This window comes from Streptomyces sp. HSG2, from assembly GCF_016598575.1.
Taxonomy (GTDB): domain Bacteria; phylum Actinomycetota; class Actinomycetes; order Streptomycetales; family Streptomycetaceae; genus Streptomyces.
This window is the reverse complement of sequence record NZ_CP066801.1, coordinates 2,636,071-2,650,956: the sequence shown is the minus strand read 5'-3', so window position 1 is coordinate 2,650,956 and position 14,886 is coordinate 2,636,071. Positions and strand designations below refer to the sequence as shown.

Below are 14,886 nucleotides of genomic sequence, written 5' to 3'. Positions count from 1 at the left end.
CCAGCCGGCCCGGCCGCGCTGCCCCCGGTCCTCGGGCCGGCGCCGTGAGTGCCCGACGACGACCTGTCGAGAGCGGAGGGGCGCGCCGCGGCGAACTCGCCGAGCCGCCGGTCAGGGCGCCGACACGGCGCCCTCGAGATGTCCGGCGCCCGCGTCGCTGCCGGACCGCAGGAGCAGGGGACCATATCCGGCCCGGCTCGCGAGCTCCGTCACCGCCCAGTACTCCACCGGCGCGCCGCGGACGGGCCCGCGCGGGGTGTCGCAGCTGGCCGGACGATCCTCGTCGGCACCGAGGGAGCAGCGGGTCCGCACGGCGCCGCTTCCGGGGTCCATCAGGCTCAGCACCGCCTCCAGCGGGGCGCCGGTCCTGTTCCGGTAGTAGGCGCGGGCCCAGATCCGTCCGCCCTGGACCAGCACACAGGTCTGGGCCTCGGCTCCGTCCGCGGAGGTCAGCCGGGGTCCGCAGCGCACGGCGGTGGCGCGCCCCGGCACGAGGGCCCGCCTCGTGGGACTCCCGGTGGCCCGTGCGCCGGGGCCGGCCGTGGGGTCGACCTCGGCGTGCGGCACGGTGCCGCCCGGGCGTTCCGAGATCGTGCCCGCCGGTCGGCCTCCCCCCGGCGCGGCCCGCGGGGCGAGGCCACCGGCGCCCGGCCCGACGGACGGAGTCCCCGCACGACCCGTGGTGATCTCGGGGACCGGGGTCACCACGGCGTAGGGCACCACGACGGCGCACGCCGCCAGCCCCGCCGTCACGAACCGTCTCAGGCGTCGCGCTTCGCTCCGGCCCGCCCGGGGCGGACCACCGCCGGCGCCGTCCGGCGTCGGATCGTGGGGCGCCTCGGTGGGTCCGACGACGCCCCCGGAGCGTTCTCCGGGACACAGCGGCATGGCCGGGACGATAGCGACCTCGAAGGAGGGGTCGATCCGCTCCGCGCGCGTGCCCCCTAGGATTCGGGGGCGCTCACACCCGTACGAGTGAGGGTGTCGATCACGATGTCCACCACGGCCTCGACGTCGGGTAGCCACGGTGTCGCCGAACCGGGGAGCGGCGCCCGTTCCCATCGAACCGCGCCCTCGCCCGTCCTCGACGGGGGAAGCACCACGTATCCGCCTCGGCCGTGGAAACGGAGCGTGCCGGGGACGAGGTCCTTGGCGTAGAGCAACTCGCCGAGTCGCTCCAGGGAGTAGGGCTTGACCAGGATCGCCCAGCGCGTGGGCGCGGCGACGACGGGCCCCACGCGCAGGCCGGCGGCGTCGAGGGCGGCCAGCGCCCGGGCGGCGGGCAGTGCGGGCAACGAGATCGCGCAGGGCGCGTCTCCTCCGGTGGCCAGCACGATCGGCGCGCTCGGCCGGTTGGTCCACCACCACCGCACCATGCGGGCGTCGGTGGTGGCCGCCAGAATTCCGGGCTCGAAGGGGTGGGCCCCGGGCACGGAGCATTCGGGGTCGGGGCACGAGCACCGCCCGCCCCGCCGCCGGTCCGCCGACACTCCGGGCACGACGGGCCACCGCCGGCGGGCCGCGTAGGTCAGAGCCGCGCCGATCGACTCAGTTCCCCCGTCGTCCCGTCCGGGCAGGGGCCTGCGTCGCCTTCCGAGGATCTCGCGCATGAGCGCTCGTTCCTTTCCGTTGCACGCCTGGCAACACCGTGGGCCACATCACACCATGAACGATCACTGCGCTGTGCGTAGCTGTCGACGCGTCACCCCCCGGCCTCGGCGGGCGATCCCTCGGCCCCCGGATCGGGGACCGGGCGCACCGCCTGGTGGGTTCTTCCGGCCGCGGTGGCCCGTGGAGGCCGTCCGCGCCACCTGCCCGAGCCGCCGCCCCGGTCGCGACCCCCGCCGGGGACCGGCGGAGCGCGCCCGGTGTGGAGAGGCGCGATCGGGAGTCTCCGCCCTCCGCTGGTCTCCTCGGCCTCCGCGTCGTGGGAGCGGCCGGGTCGGGACTCGGTCGTCGTCGGATAGGACGTCCGGATTCGTCGTCGGGTTCCGGGTGCCCCCCACCACCCCCGACTCTCACCGGGTACGTACCCATCCCGATCGGTGTGACGCTCCGTGGAGCGGCTCCAGTCGACCGCAACAAACCCCCACACGTGGCGGTTTCCGGTCAAGTTCGGTTCTCTGCGCGCGAACGCGCGAGGGCGCGCCGCGCCCGTACGGAAGTCGACGACACCCCGGCGCCGGTCCCGGGCCCGTCCGGACGGGCCCGGGCACGCGGGGGCCGACCACGGTCCGACGCGACGACATGGGGGCTTCAGGGCGTTTCGAGGGATTGGTCGGCAGCGGAGAACGGGCGCCGCGCGCGTCACACCCCGCGGAAAGTGGCCGGAACAGACGCAGTGACTCCCTCCGCCACCCACACTGTCGCCGCCCCACGCGCCCCCGTCGCACGCTCCGGCCCCGCCGGTCGGACTCTCCGGGCGCCCGGAGAGTCGCGAAACGGGCGACCGTCCGCCCCGACCCGCCCGAACGGCGGACGGGAGGGCACTGCCGACGTCCGGCCGCTTGTCCGGATAGCGGACCCCCCTCTCCGTCGTAACGGTTCCATCCCCTGGGGACCCCTTCCGTACGGCCGTACGATGGACAGCGTCCAGTGTCCGATGGAGGAGGATGACCGTGGCGGAGGAGCTTCCGACGGAGCCCGAACGGAATGCCGTGGCGGCGGACGGGGAGGCCACCGAGCAGCCCGTCGAGCAACGCAAGAACGGCCTTTCCCGGGGACTGTCCGACGAGCTGGCCGCGAACATGAGGACCGGATGGGCCGACACCGAACTCCATGACCTGGAGCCGATCGCCCAGGTCGCGCGGACCGCCGAGCGGCGCGCGACCCTGTCCGCCCGCTTCCCCGGCGAGCGGCTGGTCGTCCCGGCGGGGAACCTCCGGACGCGCTCGAACGACACGGAGTACGCCTTCCGCGCCTCCGTCGAGTACGCCTACCTCACCGGCAACCAGACGCAGGACGGCGTCCTCGTCATGGAGCCCGCCGAGGACGGCCACCGGGCCGCCCTCTACCTGCTTCCCCGGTCCGACCGGGAGAACGGCGAGTTCTGGCTGGACGGGCAGGGCGAGCTGTGGGTCGGCCGACGCCACTCCCTCGCCGAAGCCGAGCGTCTGCACGGCATCCCCGCCCACGACGTACGCGAGCTGCCGGGCAGGCTCCGCGAGGCGACCGGCCCGGTACGCGTCGTCCGAGGCCACGACTCCGGCGTCGAGGCCGCCCTGACCGACAAAGTCACCGCCGAGCGGGACGCGGAGCTGCGCACCTTCCTGTCGGAGATGCGTCTGGTCAAGGACGAATTCGAGATCGGCGAGCTGCGAAAGGCGGTCGACTCCACCGTTCGCGGCTTCGAGGACGTGGTGCGGGTCCTGGACAAGGCGGAGGCCACCAGCGAGCGCTACATCGAGGGCACCTTCTTCCTCAGGGCCCGCGTCGAGGGCAACGACGTCGGCTACGGCTCCATCTGCGCCGCGGGACCGCACGCCTGCACGCTCCACTGGGTGCGCAACGACGGACCCGTCCGTCCGGGAGACCTGCTGCTGCTCGACGCGGGCGTCGAGACGCACACCTACTACACGGCGGACGTCACCCGCACCCTGCCGATCAACGGGCGCTACGACGACCTCCAGCGCAAGATCTACGACGCGGTGTACGAGGCGCAGGAGGCCGGTATCGCGGCCGTCCGGCCGGGAGCCAAGTACCGGGACTTCCACGAGGCCGCGCAGCGAGTGCTGACGGAGAAGCTGGTCGAGTGGGGCCTCGTCGAAGGCCCGGTCGAGCGCGTGCTGGAACTGGGCCTCCAGCGTCGCTGGACCCTGCACGGCACCGGCCACATGCTGGGCATGGACGTCCACGACTGTGCCGCCGCCCGGACGGAGACCTACGTGGAGGGCGTCCTGGAGCCCGGCATGGTGCTCACCGTCGAGCCCGGCCTGTACTTCCAGGCCGACGATCTCACCGTGCCCGAGGAATACCGGGGCATCGGCGTCCGCATCGAGGACGACATCCTCGTCACCGAGGACGGCAACCGCAACCTCTCGGCGGCGCTCCCTCGGCGCTCGCGCGACGTCGAGGAGTGGATGGCCCGGCTGCGCGGCTGAGGCGCGGCCTCGGCACGTCGGCGGAATGGGGAGCCCGACCGGGGGCGGGCTCCCCATTCGCGTTCACACGGCCACCGGCGGAGCGCCCTCCCGCCACTTCAGGATCTTGTCGAAGCTCACCACGGCTCCGCGACTGCCCGACTTGTTGCCGATGTGCACATGGTCGGAGAGTTCGCGGATGAGACACAGACCTCGGCCGTCCTCGGCCTCGTCCTCGGCCCGGCGCAGGCGGCGGAGCGACCCGCCGACAAGGGGCGCGGGAAAACCCGGACCCGTGTCGTCGACCTCGATCGAGCACCGCTCGCCGTCCAGGTAGGCGGTGACCCGAAAGGCTTCCCCGGCACCGTCCGGCTCACTCCGGCCGCCGTGCTCGACGGCGTTGGCACAAGCCTCCCCGAGAGCGAGGGACAGGTCGAAGGAGACATCCGGGTCGACGCCGACGGTCTCCATCGTGCCGAGCAGCAGGCGACGGGCCAGAGGCACGCTGGCCGCCTCCCGCCGCAGATGGAGCGACCACCAGATGCCCATGCTCCAGCCTCCCGACCCACGGCTCGACATACCGATACGTATTGCCCCCGGCCCCCGCGCGTAAGCACCGGGCCACCACGACACCGTCCGTACGGCGGACGCGCCCCACCGGGCCGACCGGACGGGACATTCACCGTGAATCAGGACAGGACACGCCGAGGTCGACGTTCCCGGCTTCGGCACACCTTGCGGACCTGCCGCACCGAGCCGCGAGGGTCGGTGCGATGATGAGCCCGCCATGAGTGTCCCCCTTCCGCCTTCGGCGCTCGCCGGACACGATCTCCGGATCCTGCGGGCCGCGGTGTTCGCCGCGGTCTGCGTCGTGCTGGCCGGAGTCGGACACTCGCTGGCGTCGGGAGCCACCGTTCCGTCGTGGACCCTGGGCGCCGGCCTGCTCGGGACCGCCGCGCTGGTGGCGCCGCTCGCCGGCAGGGCGCGCTCCTTGCCGGGTGTCGCGGCGGCGCTGGGCACGGGGCAGGTGGCGCTCCACGCCCTCTTCGGCGCCGGGCAGCACGGGGCCGTGGGCCCCGCGTCGACCACCGGTGCGTCCGTGTCCGACACGTCGCTGGTGCGGCAGGCCGCGCGCCTGATGTGCGGGATGAACGCCGCGGCGATCACTCCGGACCGGGCGGAGCGGATTCTGACCGACGCCCGACTGCTGCCGAACCCCGGGACGGGCCGGACGCCCCCGGCAGCGGCCTCCGTCCCGCACGTTCCCGAGGCGGCGCCCTCACTGTCGATGTTCCTCGGTCATGTCCTGGCCGCGCTGGCGGCAGGCTGGTTGTTGCGCCGGGGCGACCTGGCCCTGGCACGCCTGGTCGAATTGTCGACGCAGTCGGCGCGGGCGTTCGGTGAGGAAGCCAGGGTCCGCTCGCTACGCGAGGCGCTGAGGCTGGCGCGCGCTCTGTGCGTCGGCCTCCCGGTCGAGCCCGAGGGAGAGGGGCGAATCCGGACCCGGGCCCCCGCTCCGGAGCCCCGCGCCCTCGCGGGCGGGGCGCTGCACCACACGCTGATCCGTCGGGGCCCGCCGGAATCCTCCTACGCCCTCGCCGCCTGACACGACGCGCCTCCACCACTCCGCAGCACGCCGGGGAGGGGACCGCCTCGTGCGGCCGACGCGCGGTCGCCTCACCGCCGCGCCCCCACCCCCGTCGGGTCGCTCGTCGGCGCCCCGATACGCAGCTCTCCGACCGAAGCGGAGCACCCCTGCCATGAAGGCATCCCGTACCACCGCCGTCGGTGCCGTCACCGGCGCCGCCGTCCTGTTCCTGTCCGGCCCGGCCTGGGCCCATGTCACCGTGGAACCCGAAGGTTCCGCCGCCAGAGGCGGCTACGCGACCGTCAACTTCAAGGTCCCCAACGAGCGGGACGACAGCTCCACCACGAAGCTGGAGGTCACCTTCCCCGCCGCTCACCCGCTCTCCTCGGTTCTGCCGGCCCCGGTGCCGGGGTGGACGACCGAGGTCACCGAGAGCCCGCTCGACGAACCGGTCGAGGCACACGGCAGGAAACTCACCCGGGCAGTGACCAAGGTCACCTGGACCGCCGACGGCGACGGCATCGAGTCCGGCTTCTTCCAGAGTTTCCCGGTCTCCCTCGGCGCCCTGCCCGACGACGCCGACAGGCTCGTCTTCAAGGCGATCCAGACCTACTCGGACGACGAGGTGGTCCGCTGGATCGAGGTACCGGAGGCCGGTGACGACGAACCCGCCAACCCGGCGCCGGTACTGGAACTGACCGCCGCCGAGGACGGCCACCACGGTGGCGGCGCGGAAACGACGGAGACGACCGCGGCGACCCCGTCGTCCCCGGCCGAGGACACCACGCGCGACACCACGCTCGCCGCGACCCAAGCCCCCGGGACCGACGACACGGGTGCCCTGGCGGACTCGGGCGGCACCGACACCACGGCCCGCGTTCTGGGCGTCGTCGGCATCGCCGTCGGCGCCGCCGGCGTCGCGTACGGCGTCCTCTCCGGCCGACGTCGCGGACAGGCCTGACACCCCCCGCTCGGCGGGCCCCGACGACCCCGGCGCCCGCCGAGCGCCCTAGACCCCTGGACATTCCCCTGATGCGCAAGAAGAAGACACTCGCGGTGGCCGCGCTCCTCACCGCCGCCTCCCTGACCCTGACCGCCTGCGGCGGCGGCTCCGGCGACGCTCCGGTCACCGTGGTGTCCGAGGACACCTCCCAGCAGGCGGCGACCGTCCTGGACAAACCGTTCGAGAAGCCCGACCTGGTGCTGACCGACACCTCCGGCGACCCGTACGACCTGCGTGAGGAAACCGCCGGCAAGCCGACACTGATCTACTTCGGCTACACCCACTGCCCGGACGTCTGCCCGCTCACCCTCAGCAACATCGCGGTGGCCAAGTCGAAGCTTCCCGAGGCCGAGCGGGAGAAGCTGCGGGTCGTCTTCGTCTCCACCGACCCCGAGCGTGACACCCCCGAAGCCCTCGGGGAGTGGCTCCCGGGCATCGACCCGGAGTTCATCGGCCTGACCGGCGATTTCCCCACCATCCAGGCGGGCGCCCGCACCCTGGGCATCTCGATCGACCCACCGACCAAGGACAGCAGCGGCGAGGTGGTCTCCCAACACGGCACACAGGTGATCGCGTTCTCCCCGAAGACCGACGCCGGCTACGTGATCTACGGGGAGGACGCCGGGGTCGACGACTACACCCAGGACCTGCCCCGACTCATCGAGGGAGAGACCCCGTGAAGTCACGTCTTCACCGAGCCACCGTGCCCGCCTCACTCCTGTGCGGTGCCCTGCTGCTGACCGGCTGCGGCTCGGACGGATCGGACGCCGGATCGGACGACTCGGCCACCGCACTGAGCGTGAGCGGCGCCTACATGCCACAACCCGTCTCCGCCTCGATGGCCGCCGGGTTCCTGACCATCACCAACTCGGGCGACGTCGCCGACGAACTGACCTCCGTCACCAGTGACCTCGGCGAGGTGACCGTGCACGAGACCGTGGACGGGGCGATGCGGGAGGTCGAATCCCTGGAGATCCCGGCCCATGGCGAACTGGCGCTGGAGAGCGGCGGCGACCACCTGATGTTCGAGTCCCTGGAGCGGCGGCCGGAGGAAGGACAGACCGTCACCCTGGAGCTGCGCTTCGCGCACGGCGACCCGGTCACCGTCCGACTCCCCGTGAAGGCGGCGACCTACCGACCCACCGGGCACGGCTCGGGCTCCGCGGAACCGTCGGAGAGCTCGAACTCCCAGGACATGCCGGGCCAGGAGACCGGTGACCACACGGGCGAACCGGTGGAATCCGAGCACTCCGCACACTGAACGGCCCCGCACACCTCGGGAGGGATCACCTTGACGCAGCGCACCGGCCCCTGGGCGCGAACCCTGACGCTGCTGTTTCTGGCTGCGGCCTGCGCACTCCTCGGCGCCGCGGGCCCGGCCGTCGCGCACGCCGCGTTGACCGGCAGCGACCCGCGACAGGGGTCGGTGATCGACAAGGCGCCGGATCAGGTGACCCTGACCTTCTCCGAGTCGGTCGCGACCGTCTCGGACGCGGACTCGTTGCGCGTCCTGGATCCGCGGGGCGAACGCGTCGACGACGGCGCCGCCACGGGTGACGACGGTCGTGACCACACGGTGCGGCTGCACGCCGGCTTGCCGGACGGCACCTACACGGTGGCCTACCAGGTCGTGTCCGCCGACGGACACCCCGTCACGGGGGCCTTCGTCTTCTCCGTCGGCGCTCCCTCGGCGACCTCGGTCTCCGTCTCCGACGAGACCGCCGGGGGCGGCGTGGTCGGGGCGCTGTACGGCGTGGGCCGGTACGTCTCGTACGCCGGCTTCCTGGTGCTCGTCGGCGGAACCGCCTTCGTCCTCGTCTGCCTGCCGGGAGGCACACGGGCCCGCGCCGCGCAAAGGCTCGTCGGGGCGGGGTGGCTGGCGCTGACCGGCGCGACCCTCGCCCTGCTCCTCCTGCGAGGCTCCTACACCCGTTCCGGGGCCGTCGCCGACATCTTCGACCTGGGATTGATGGGCCAGGTCCTGGAGACCAGGACCGGTACGGCCCTCGTGTCCCGTCTCGTGCTGCTTGCCGCGGCGGCCCTGTTGGTCTCCGTGCTGTTCGCACCCCACGGTTCGAGAGAGGAGGCCGGGGCGGAACGTCCGCCGTTCGTCCTCCTGGCGGGCGGCGCGGTCGTCGCGGTGGGGCTCGCGTCGAGTTGGGCCCTGTCGGAGCACGCCTCGACCGGACTTCAGCCGGGCATCGCGATGCCCGTCGACGTCCTCCACCTGCTCGCCGCGGCGGCTTGGCTCGGCGGACTCGCCGCGCTGCTCGCCACGCTGCGTCAAGGCCCCGGAGGGCCCGGGGAGGTCATCGCGGTACGTCGCTTCTCGCGAGTGGCCTTCGCAAGTCTCGTCGCCCTCGTGATGACCGGTGCCTACCAGTCATGGCGCCAACTCGGTTCCTGGTCGGCGTGGGTCGACACCCGATACGGGCAACTCCTCGCGGTAAAGATCGCTTTGGTCGCCCTCCTCGTCGGGTTCGCCTTCCTCTCCCGCCGTTGGACGACTCGGCTCTCCCGCCCGGCCGCCCCCGGGCTCGGCGCGGATTCCCGGACGCCGCAAGGGGCGAGAGCCTCGACCCCGGAAGGCACCGCAGAGGCGAAGGCACCAGCACCCGGCGCGCGATCGTCCCCGTCGACGACGATCGATCCACCCGCCTCCGCCCCGTCGGGCGACCCCGCCCGCACCGCTCAACTCGCCCGGCAGCAGGCCGCCATCGCGGCGGCTCAACGGAAGCGGTCACGCGACGCCGACCCGATCCGGCGCGGGCTGCGGCGCTCGGTCCTCGCCGAGGCGGGCATAGCCGTCACCCTGCTGGCCGTCACGGCAGCCCTCACCCAGACCGAGCCCGCGCGCACGGTGGGAGGAACCGCCGCCGCCCCCGTCGACGACTCCACCGGCGCGCTCACGCTGGACATTCCCTTCGACACCGGAGGGGAGAACGGCCAAGGGGTCGTCCGGGTCGACCTCGACCCCGCTCGGGTCGGCGCCAACGACGTCCACGTCTACGCCACCACGACCGGGGGGCGCCCCCTCGACCTGCCCGAGGTCAGGATCGCCCTCACCCTGGCCGCCGAGGACCTGGGCCCGCTGCCGGTGGTTCCCGATCACGTCTCCACCGGCCACTGGTCGGCGAGTGCCGTCCGGATTCCCGCGGCGGGCGACTGGCGGGTCGCCGTGACCGTGCGCACCTCCGACATCGACCAGGTGACCGTCTCCAAGAACGCGCAGATCGGCTGACCGACATGGCTGACCAGTCTTTCCCTCGGGCTCGCGCCGCCGCCGAGCCCCCCGGCCCCGCCACCGGGGATTCGTCGCCGCCGGACCCACCGGGCATCTCGCGACGCCGACTGTTCGGCACCGCCGGGGCCACCGGCCTCGCGTTCGCCGCCGCCGGAGCGGCCACCGGCCAGGCGCTCGCGTCGTCGGACGTCGAGCCACTCTCCTCGCTCGGGGCGAGGCGGGCGATGTTTCACGGGAAACATCAGCCCGGCATCATCGAACCGGCTCAGGCGTGTGGCCACCTTGTCGCGTTCGACCTGGTGGCGGGCGCCGGCCGCACCGAGGCGGCGGCATTGCTGCGGCGATGGTCGGAAACGGCCAGGCTGTTGATGTCGGGCGACACGGCCGGATCGGACGACACCGGAGTCGCGAGGGACGCCGGACCGTCCTCTCTCACCGTCACATTCGGCTTCGGTCACGACTTCTTCACTCGGACCGGCCTGGAGGAACGAAGGCCGTCCGCGCTCGTTCCGCTGCCCGAATTCTCCTCGGACCGCCTCGACAAGGGCCGGAGCGACGGCCACCTCTGGGTCCAGATCGGTTCCGACGACGCCCTGGTGGCCTTCCACGCGCTCCGCGCCATCCAGCGGGACGCGGGCGAAGCGGCCCGCCTCCGATGGCAGATGAACGGGTTCAACCGGTCGCCGGGCGCCACCGCCCGTCCGATGACCGCGCGCAATCTGATGGGTCAGATCGACGGCACGCGCAACCCTCGCCCCGAGGAGACGGACTTCGACGAACGCGTCTTCGTGCCCGCCTCCGGCGGACAGGACGCGGCGTGGATGGCCAACGGTTCCTACGCCGTCGTCCGTCGTATCCGCATGCTCCTCGACGACTGGGAGAAACTGTCGCTCTCCGCCCAAGAGGACGTGATCGGACGACGCAAGGCCGACGGGGCTCCGTTGACCGGGGGCGACGAGACGACCGAGATGGACCTGGAGAAGACCGACGAGGCGGGCTACCTGGTCGTGCCCGTCAACGCCCATGCCCGCATCACGCGTCCGGATCAGAACGACGGCGCCGCCATGCTCCGCCGCGCCTTCTCGTACCACGACGGCTACGACGCCGACGGCCTCCCCGACGCCGGACTGCTGTTCGTCTGCTGGCAGGCGGACCCACTGCGTGGGTTCGTCCCCGTCCAGCGCAAGCTGGACCGGGGGGACGCGTTGTCGGAGTACATCCGCCACGAGGCCGGCGCGCTGTTCGCGGTGCCGGGCGGGGCGTCGCCGGGGGAGTACGTCGGACAGGCGCTGTTGGAGGGGTGACCGCCGAGGGCTCGCGGCACGGAGCGGCCCGGCGGCGGCGAGGTGAACGTCGCCCGGCGCGGCACTAGGGTGAGGTCATGCCAGCCAGTTACGCGTACCTCGGCCCCGAAGGCACCTTCACGGAGGTCGCCTTGCGCGCTCTCCGAGAGGCCGCCACCAGGGAGCTGGTCCCTCACATCTCGGTGCGCTCGGCCTTGGACGCCGTGCGGGACGGGGAGGCCGAGGCGGCGTTCGTGCCGATCGAGAACTCGGTGGAGGGCGGTATCACGGCCACCCTCGACGAACTCGTGGCGGGCCGACCACTGATGATCTACCGCGAGGTACTGCTGTCGATCACCTTCGCCCTGCTCGTCCGGCCGGGTACACGGCTCTCGGACATCAAGACGGTCACCGCCCACCCGGCGGCGCAGCCCCAGGTCCGCAACTGGCTCAGGGCCAACCTGCCGGACGCCGCCTGGGAGTCCGCCGCCTCCAACGCCGACGGCGCTCGCCTGGTGCAGGAGGGCCGGTACGACGCCGCCTTCGCCGGCGAGTTCGCGGCGGCCCGGTACGGCCTGCGGGCGCTGGAGACGGGGATTCACGACGCCGAGAACGCGCAGACGCGCTTCGTCCTGGTGGGCCGACCCGCCCGCCCCGCGGCACCGACGGGCTCCGACAAGACGTCCATCGTGCTGTGGCAACGCGACGACCACCCGGGGGGGCTGCGCGATCTGCTGGGCGAGTTCGCCACGCGAGGTGTGAACCTGATGCTTCTCCAGTCCCGGCCCACGGGCGCGGGCATCGGAAACTACTGCTTCTGCGTCGACGCCGAGGGACACGTCCACGACCGCCGGGTGGCCGACGCGCTGACGGGCCTGAAGCGGATCTGCCGCGAGGTTCGGTTCCTGGGCTCCTATCCGCGTGCCGACCTCCGACCGATCGACGCTCCGGAACCCTCACCGGGCACGTCCGACGCCGCTTTCGCGGCGGCGGCCGACTGGGTGGCGAGGTGCCAGGACGGGCGATTCTGAGCCGACCGGCCGGCTCGCGCACCTGGGGCCCTCACTCGCGGAAGTTATCCACAGGGAGCCCTCGCCTCCTGGGGACAAGTCGACACGAGCCGGCCGCTCGGACCGTCGCTCACCTGCGGAACAACGCTCGTGATCTCGGATTCACGCGCGATTCCACCATCCGTGCACCCTCGCACCACATCAACGTACGTCCGTTTACGCCCGAATGCGGGCATTCCCGCGTTCGGGCGACGGAGATCGCCCACTCCGCCGCCATCCGGAATGATCAATTCCATTGTGCGCGGATTCCCACACAGGCTGTGGATAACTTTATCCCGACGTCACCTTCGGCCGGGGAGGTCCGGCCCGGGGAATGCCTCACGGCACGCGGAATTCCGGTCACGCCGACCACCCCGGCGCACGAGGGGATCACCGGCGACCAGAGCGCGCCCGACCTCGTGGACGCGGGTCCGCTCGCCCCCCACCGGGTCGGCGGAACGGGGTCGAGATCCGACCGCGCGCACCGGTAGCCTGGGGCACGTGATTGACCTTCGACTGCTCCGCGAGGACCCCGACCGAGTGCGCGCCTCCCAGCGCGCCCGCGGCGAGGACGTCACCATCGTCGACGCCCTCCTCTCCGCCGACGAGCGGCGCAGGTCGTCCGGCGTCCGCTTCGACGAGCTCCGGGTGGAGCAGAAGAGCCTGGGCAAACTCATCGGAAAGGCGGCCGGGGAGGAGAAGGCCGAACTCCTCGGTCGGGCCAGCGCGCTGGCAGCCGAGGTCAAGGCGGCGGACGCCGCACGGGACGCCGCCGACGCGGAGACCCAGGAACTGCTGCTGCGCCTCGGCAACCTCGTCCATCCGGACGTTCCCGTGGGCGGCGAGGACGACTTCGTCACCCTGGAGACCCACGGAACGCCGCGGGACTTCGCCGCCGAGGGGTTCACACCCCGCGACCATCTCGAACTGGGCCAGTCCCTCGGCGCCATCGACGTGGAACGCGGTGCCAAGGTCTCCGGCTCCCGCTTCTACTTCCTGACCGGAGTGGGCGCCCTGCTGGAGCTGGCGCTGGTCAACGCCGCCCTGGCCCAGGCGACCGCGGCAGGCTTCACCCCCATGCTCACCCCCGCCCTGGTCCGCCCCCAGTCGATGGCCGGCACCGGATTCCTCGGGCAGGCCGCTCAGGACGTCTACCACTTCGACAAGGACGACCTCTACCTGGTCGGCACCTCCGAGGTGGCTCTCGCCGCGTACCACATGGACGAGATCATCGAGAAGGAGCGCCTGCCGCTGCGCTACGCCGGCTTCTCGCCGTGCTTCCGACGCGAGGCCGGGTCCCACGGCAAGGACACCCGGGGCATCTTCCGGGTCCACCAGTTCGACAAGGTCGAGATGTTCTCGTACGTCGCCCCGGAGGACTCGGCGGCCGAGCACCGGCGGTTGCTGGAGTGGGAGAAGCAGTGGCTGGACTCGCTGGAGCTGCCCTTCCGGGTGATCGACGTCGCCACCGGTGACCTGGGAGCCTCCGCCTCGCGGAAGTTCGACTGCGAGGCGTGGATCCCGACGCAGGGCAAGTACCGCGAGCTGACCTCCACCTCGGACTGCACCGAGTTCCAGTCCCGCCGCCTGGCCATCCGGATGCGCGAGGACAAGAAGGCGCGTCCACTGGCCACCCTCAACGGCACGCTCTGCGCCGTGCCCCGCACGATCGTGGCGCTCCTGGAGAACCACCAGCGTGAGGACGGTTCCGTACGCGTGCCGGAGGTGCTGCGCCCCTACCTGGGCGGTCGGGAGGCCCTGGAGCCGGTGTCCCGGTGACGGACACCGACCCGGGAGCGCGGTTCCCCTACCGGCTGATCGCGACCGACCTGGACGGAACGCTGCTGCGCGGAGACGGCACGGTGTCCCCGCGCACGCGCGCCGCGCTGGACGCGGCGACCCGGGCAGGAGCCTCCCATGTCGTGGTGACCGGCCGACAGGTCCCGTGGACCAGGCACGTCCTCGACGATCTCGGCTACCGGGGGCTGGCCGTGTGCGGTCAGGGAGCACAGGTGTACCACGCGGGGGAGCGGAGGCTGTTGACCTCGGTCACCCTGGACCGCTCGCTCGCCGGCGTGGCGCTCGCCAAGATCGAGGCGGAGACCGGCCCGCTGTGCCTCGCGGCGGGTCGCGACGGACTGGACGGCGAGGTCCTGGTCGGGCCCGGGTACGAGGTCGTGGGAGGACTCCCCGCCACCCCGCTCACGGACGCCTCCGAGCTGTGGTCGGCCCCACTGAACAAGATCTACATACAGCATCCGACCCTGTCGGACGAGGCACTGGCCGAGGCGGCTCGCCGGACCGCCGGTGACCTGGTCGCCGTGACGCTGTCGGGAGCGGGCATCGTCGAGCTCCTGCCGCTGGGCCTGTCCAAGGCCACCGGGCTGTCGCTGACGGCCCGCAGGCTCGGTCTGCGCGCCGCGGACGCCCTGGCCTTCGGCGACATGCCCAACGACGTGCCGATGCTCGCCTGGGCCGCGCGCGGGGTGGCCATGGCCAACGCGCACGCCGAACTGCGCTCGGTCGCGGACGAGGTGACGACGTCCAACGACGAGGACGGCGTGGCACTGGTCCTCGAGCGACTGTCGGGCTGAACGCCGGCCCCACCCTGGCCCGGTCCGCCCTCCGACCCCCGCCGCG

Annotated in this window: 13 protein-coding genes; 10 read left to right on the top strand and 3 right to left on the bottom strand. The window is 72.6% G+C overall.

Translation table 11 applies throughout. From position 1 onward, the window contains the following. Positions 1-111: 111 nt before the first annotated feature. Positions 112-888, bottom strand: a complete 777-nt coding sequence (locus JEK78_RS11120; RefSeq protein ID WP_242483038.1) for a hypothetical protein — start codon at positions 886-888, stop codon at positions 112-114. Positions 889-944: 56 nt separating this feature from the next. Continuing rightward, the gene (locus JEK78_RS11115) at positions 945-1,610 is read right to left on the bottom strand and encodes a bifunctional DNA primase/polymerase (protein ID WP_200258046.1); all 666 of its coding nucleotides are present in this window, start codon (positions 1,608-1,610) and stop codon (positions 945-947) included. Positions 1,611-2,618: 1,008 nt separating this feature from the next. Between JEK78_RS11115 and JEK78_RS11110 the strand changes: the two genes are divergently transcribed. Further along, positions 2,619-4,100: an aminopeptidase P family protein gene (locus JEK78_RS11110; RefSeq protein WP_200258043.1), complete on the top strand. Its 1,482-nt coding sequence runs from the start codon at positions 2,619-2,621 to the stop codon at positions 4,098-4,100. A gap of 63 nt (positions 4,101-4,163) precedes the next feature. Here the strand turns inward: JEK78_RS11110 and JEK78_RS11105 are convergent, their stop codons facing one another. Next, positions 4,164-4,628, bottom strand: a complete 465-nt coding sequence (locus JEK78_RS11105) for an ATP-binding protein (RefSeq protein WP_200258040.1) — start codon at positions 4,626-4,628, stop codon at positions 4,164-4,166. A gap of 238 nt (positions 4,629-4,866) precedes the next feature. Between JEK78_RS11105 and JEK78_RS11100 the strand changes: the two genes are divergently transcribed. The 9 genes from JEK78_RS11100 to JEK78_RS11060 all read left to right on the top strand — a co-directional run bounded on the left by JEK78_RS11100 (position 4,867) and on the right by JEK78_RS11060 (position 14,840). Continuing rightward, complete coding sequence (locus JEK78_RS11100) at positions 4,867-5,685, top strand: hypothetical protein (RefSeq protein ID WP_200258037.1); 819 nt, start codon at positions 4,867-4,869, stop codon at positions 5,683-5,685. Positions 5,686-5,839: 154 nt separating this feature from the next. Then, entirely contained in the window at positions 5,840-6,628 is a 789-nt protein-coding gene (locus JEK78_RS11095; protein ID WP_200258034.1) for a YcnI family protein, read from the top strand. A 71-nt stretch (positions 6,629-6,699) separates the two neighbouring features. Beyond that, complete coding sequence (locus JEK78_RS11090; protein ID WP_200258031.1) at positions 6,700-7,350, top strand: SCO family protein; 651 nt, start codon at positions 6,700-6,702, stop codon at positions 7,348-7,350. A 38-nt stretch (positions 7,351-7,388) separates the two neighbouring features. Further along, a complete protein-coding gene (locus JEK78_RS11085; protein ID WP_242483393.1) occupies positions 7,389-7,931 on the top strand; it encodes a copper chaperone PCu(A)C in 543 nt (180 codons plus the stop codon). Between the two features lie 30 nt (positions 7,932-7,961). Next, positions 7,962-9,911, top strand: coding sequence for a copper resistance protein CopC (locus JEK78_RS11080; RefSeq protein WP_200263913.1), 1,950 nt, complete (start codon positions 7,962-7,964; stop codon positions 9,909-9,911). Positions 9,912-9,916: 5 nt separating this feature from the next. Then, entirely contained in the window at positions 9,917-11,218 is a 1,302-nt protein-coding gene (efeB, locus tag JEK78_RS11075) for an iron uptake transporter deferrochelatase/peroxidase subunit (protein WP_200263912.1), read from the top strand. A 77-nt stretch (positions 11,219-11,295) separates the two neighbouring features. Then, a complete protein-coding gene (gene pheA, locus JEK78_RS11070) occupies positions 11,296-12,228 on the top strand; it encodes a prephenate dehydratase (protein WP_200263911.1) in 933 nt (310 codons plus the stop codon). A gap of 519 nt (positions 12,229-12,747) precedes the next feature. Next, positions 12,748-14,025, top strand: coding sequence for a serine--tRNA ligase (serS, locus tag JEK78_RS11065; RefSeq protein WP_200263910.1), 1,278 nt, complete (start codon positions 12,748-12,750; stop codon positions 14,023-14,025). Continuing rightward, entirely contained in the window at positions 14,022-14,840 is an 819-nt protein-coding gene (locus tag JEK78_RS11060; RefSeq protein ID WP_200263909.1) for an HAD family hydrolase, read from the top strand. Before serS ends, JEK78_RS11060 begins: the two co-directional genes overlap by 4 nt. Positions 14,841-14,886 lie beyond the last annotated feature (46 nt).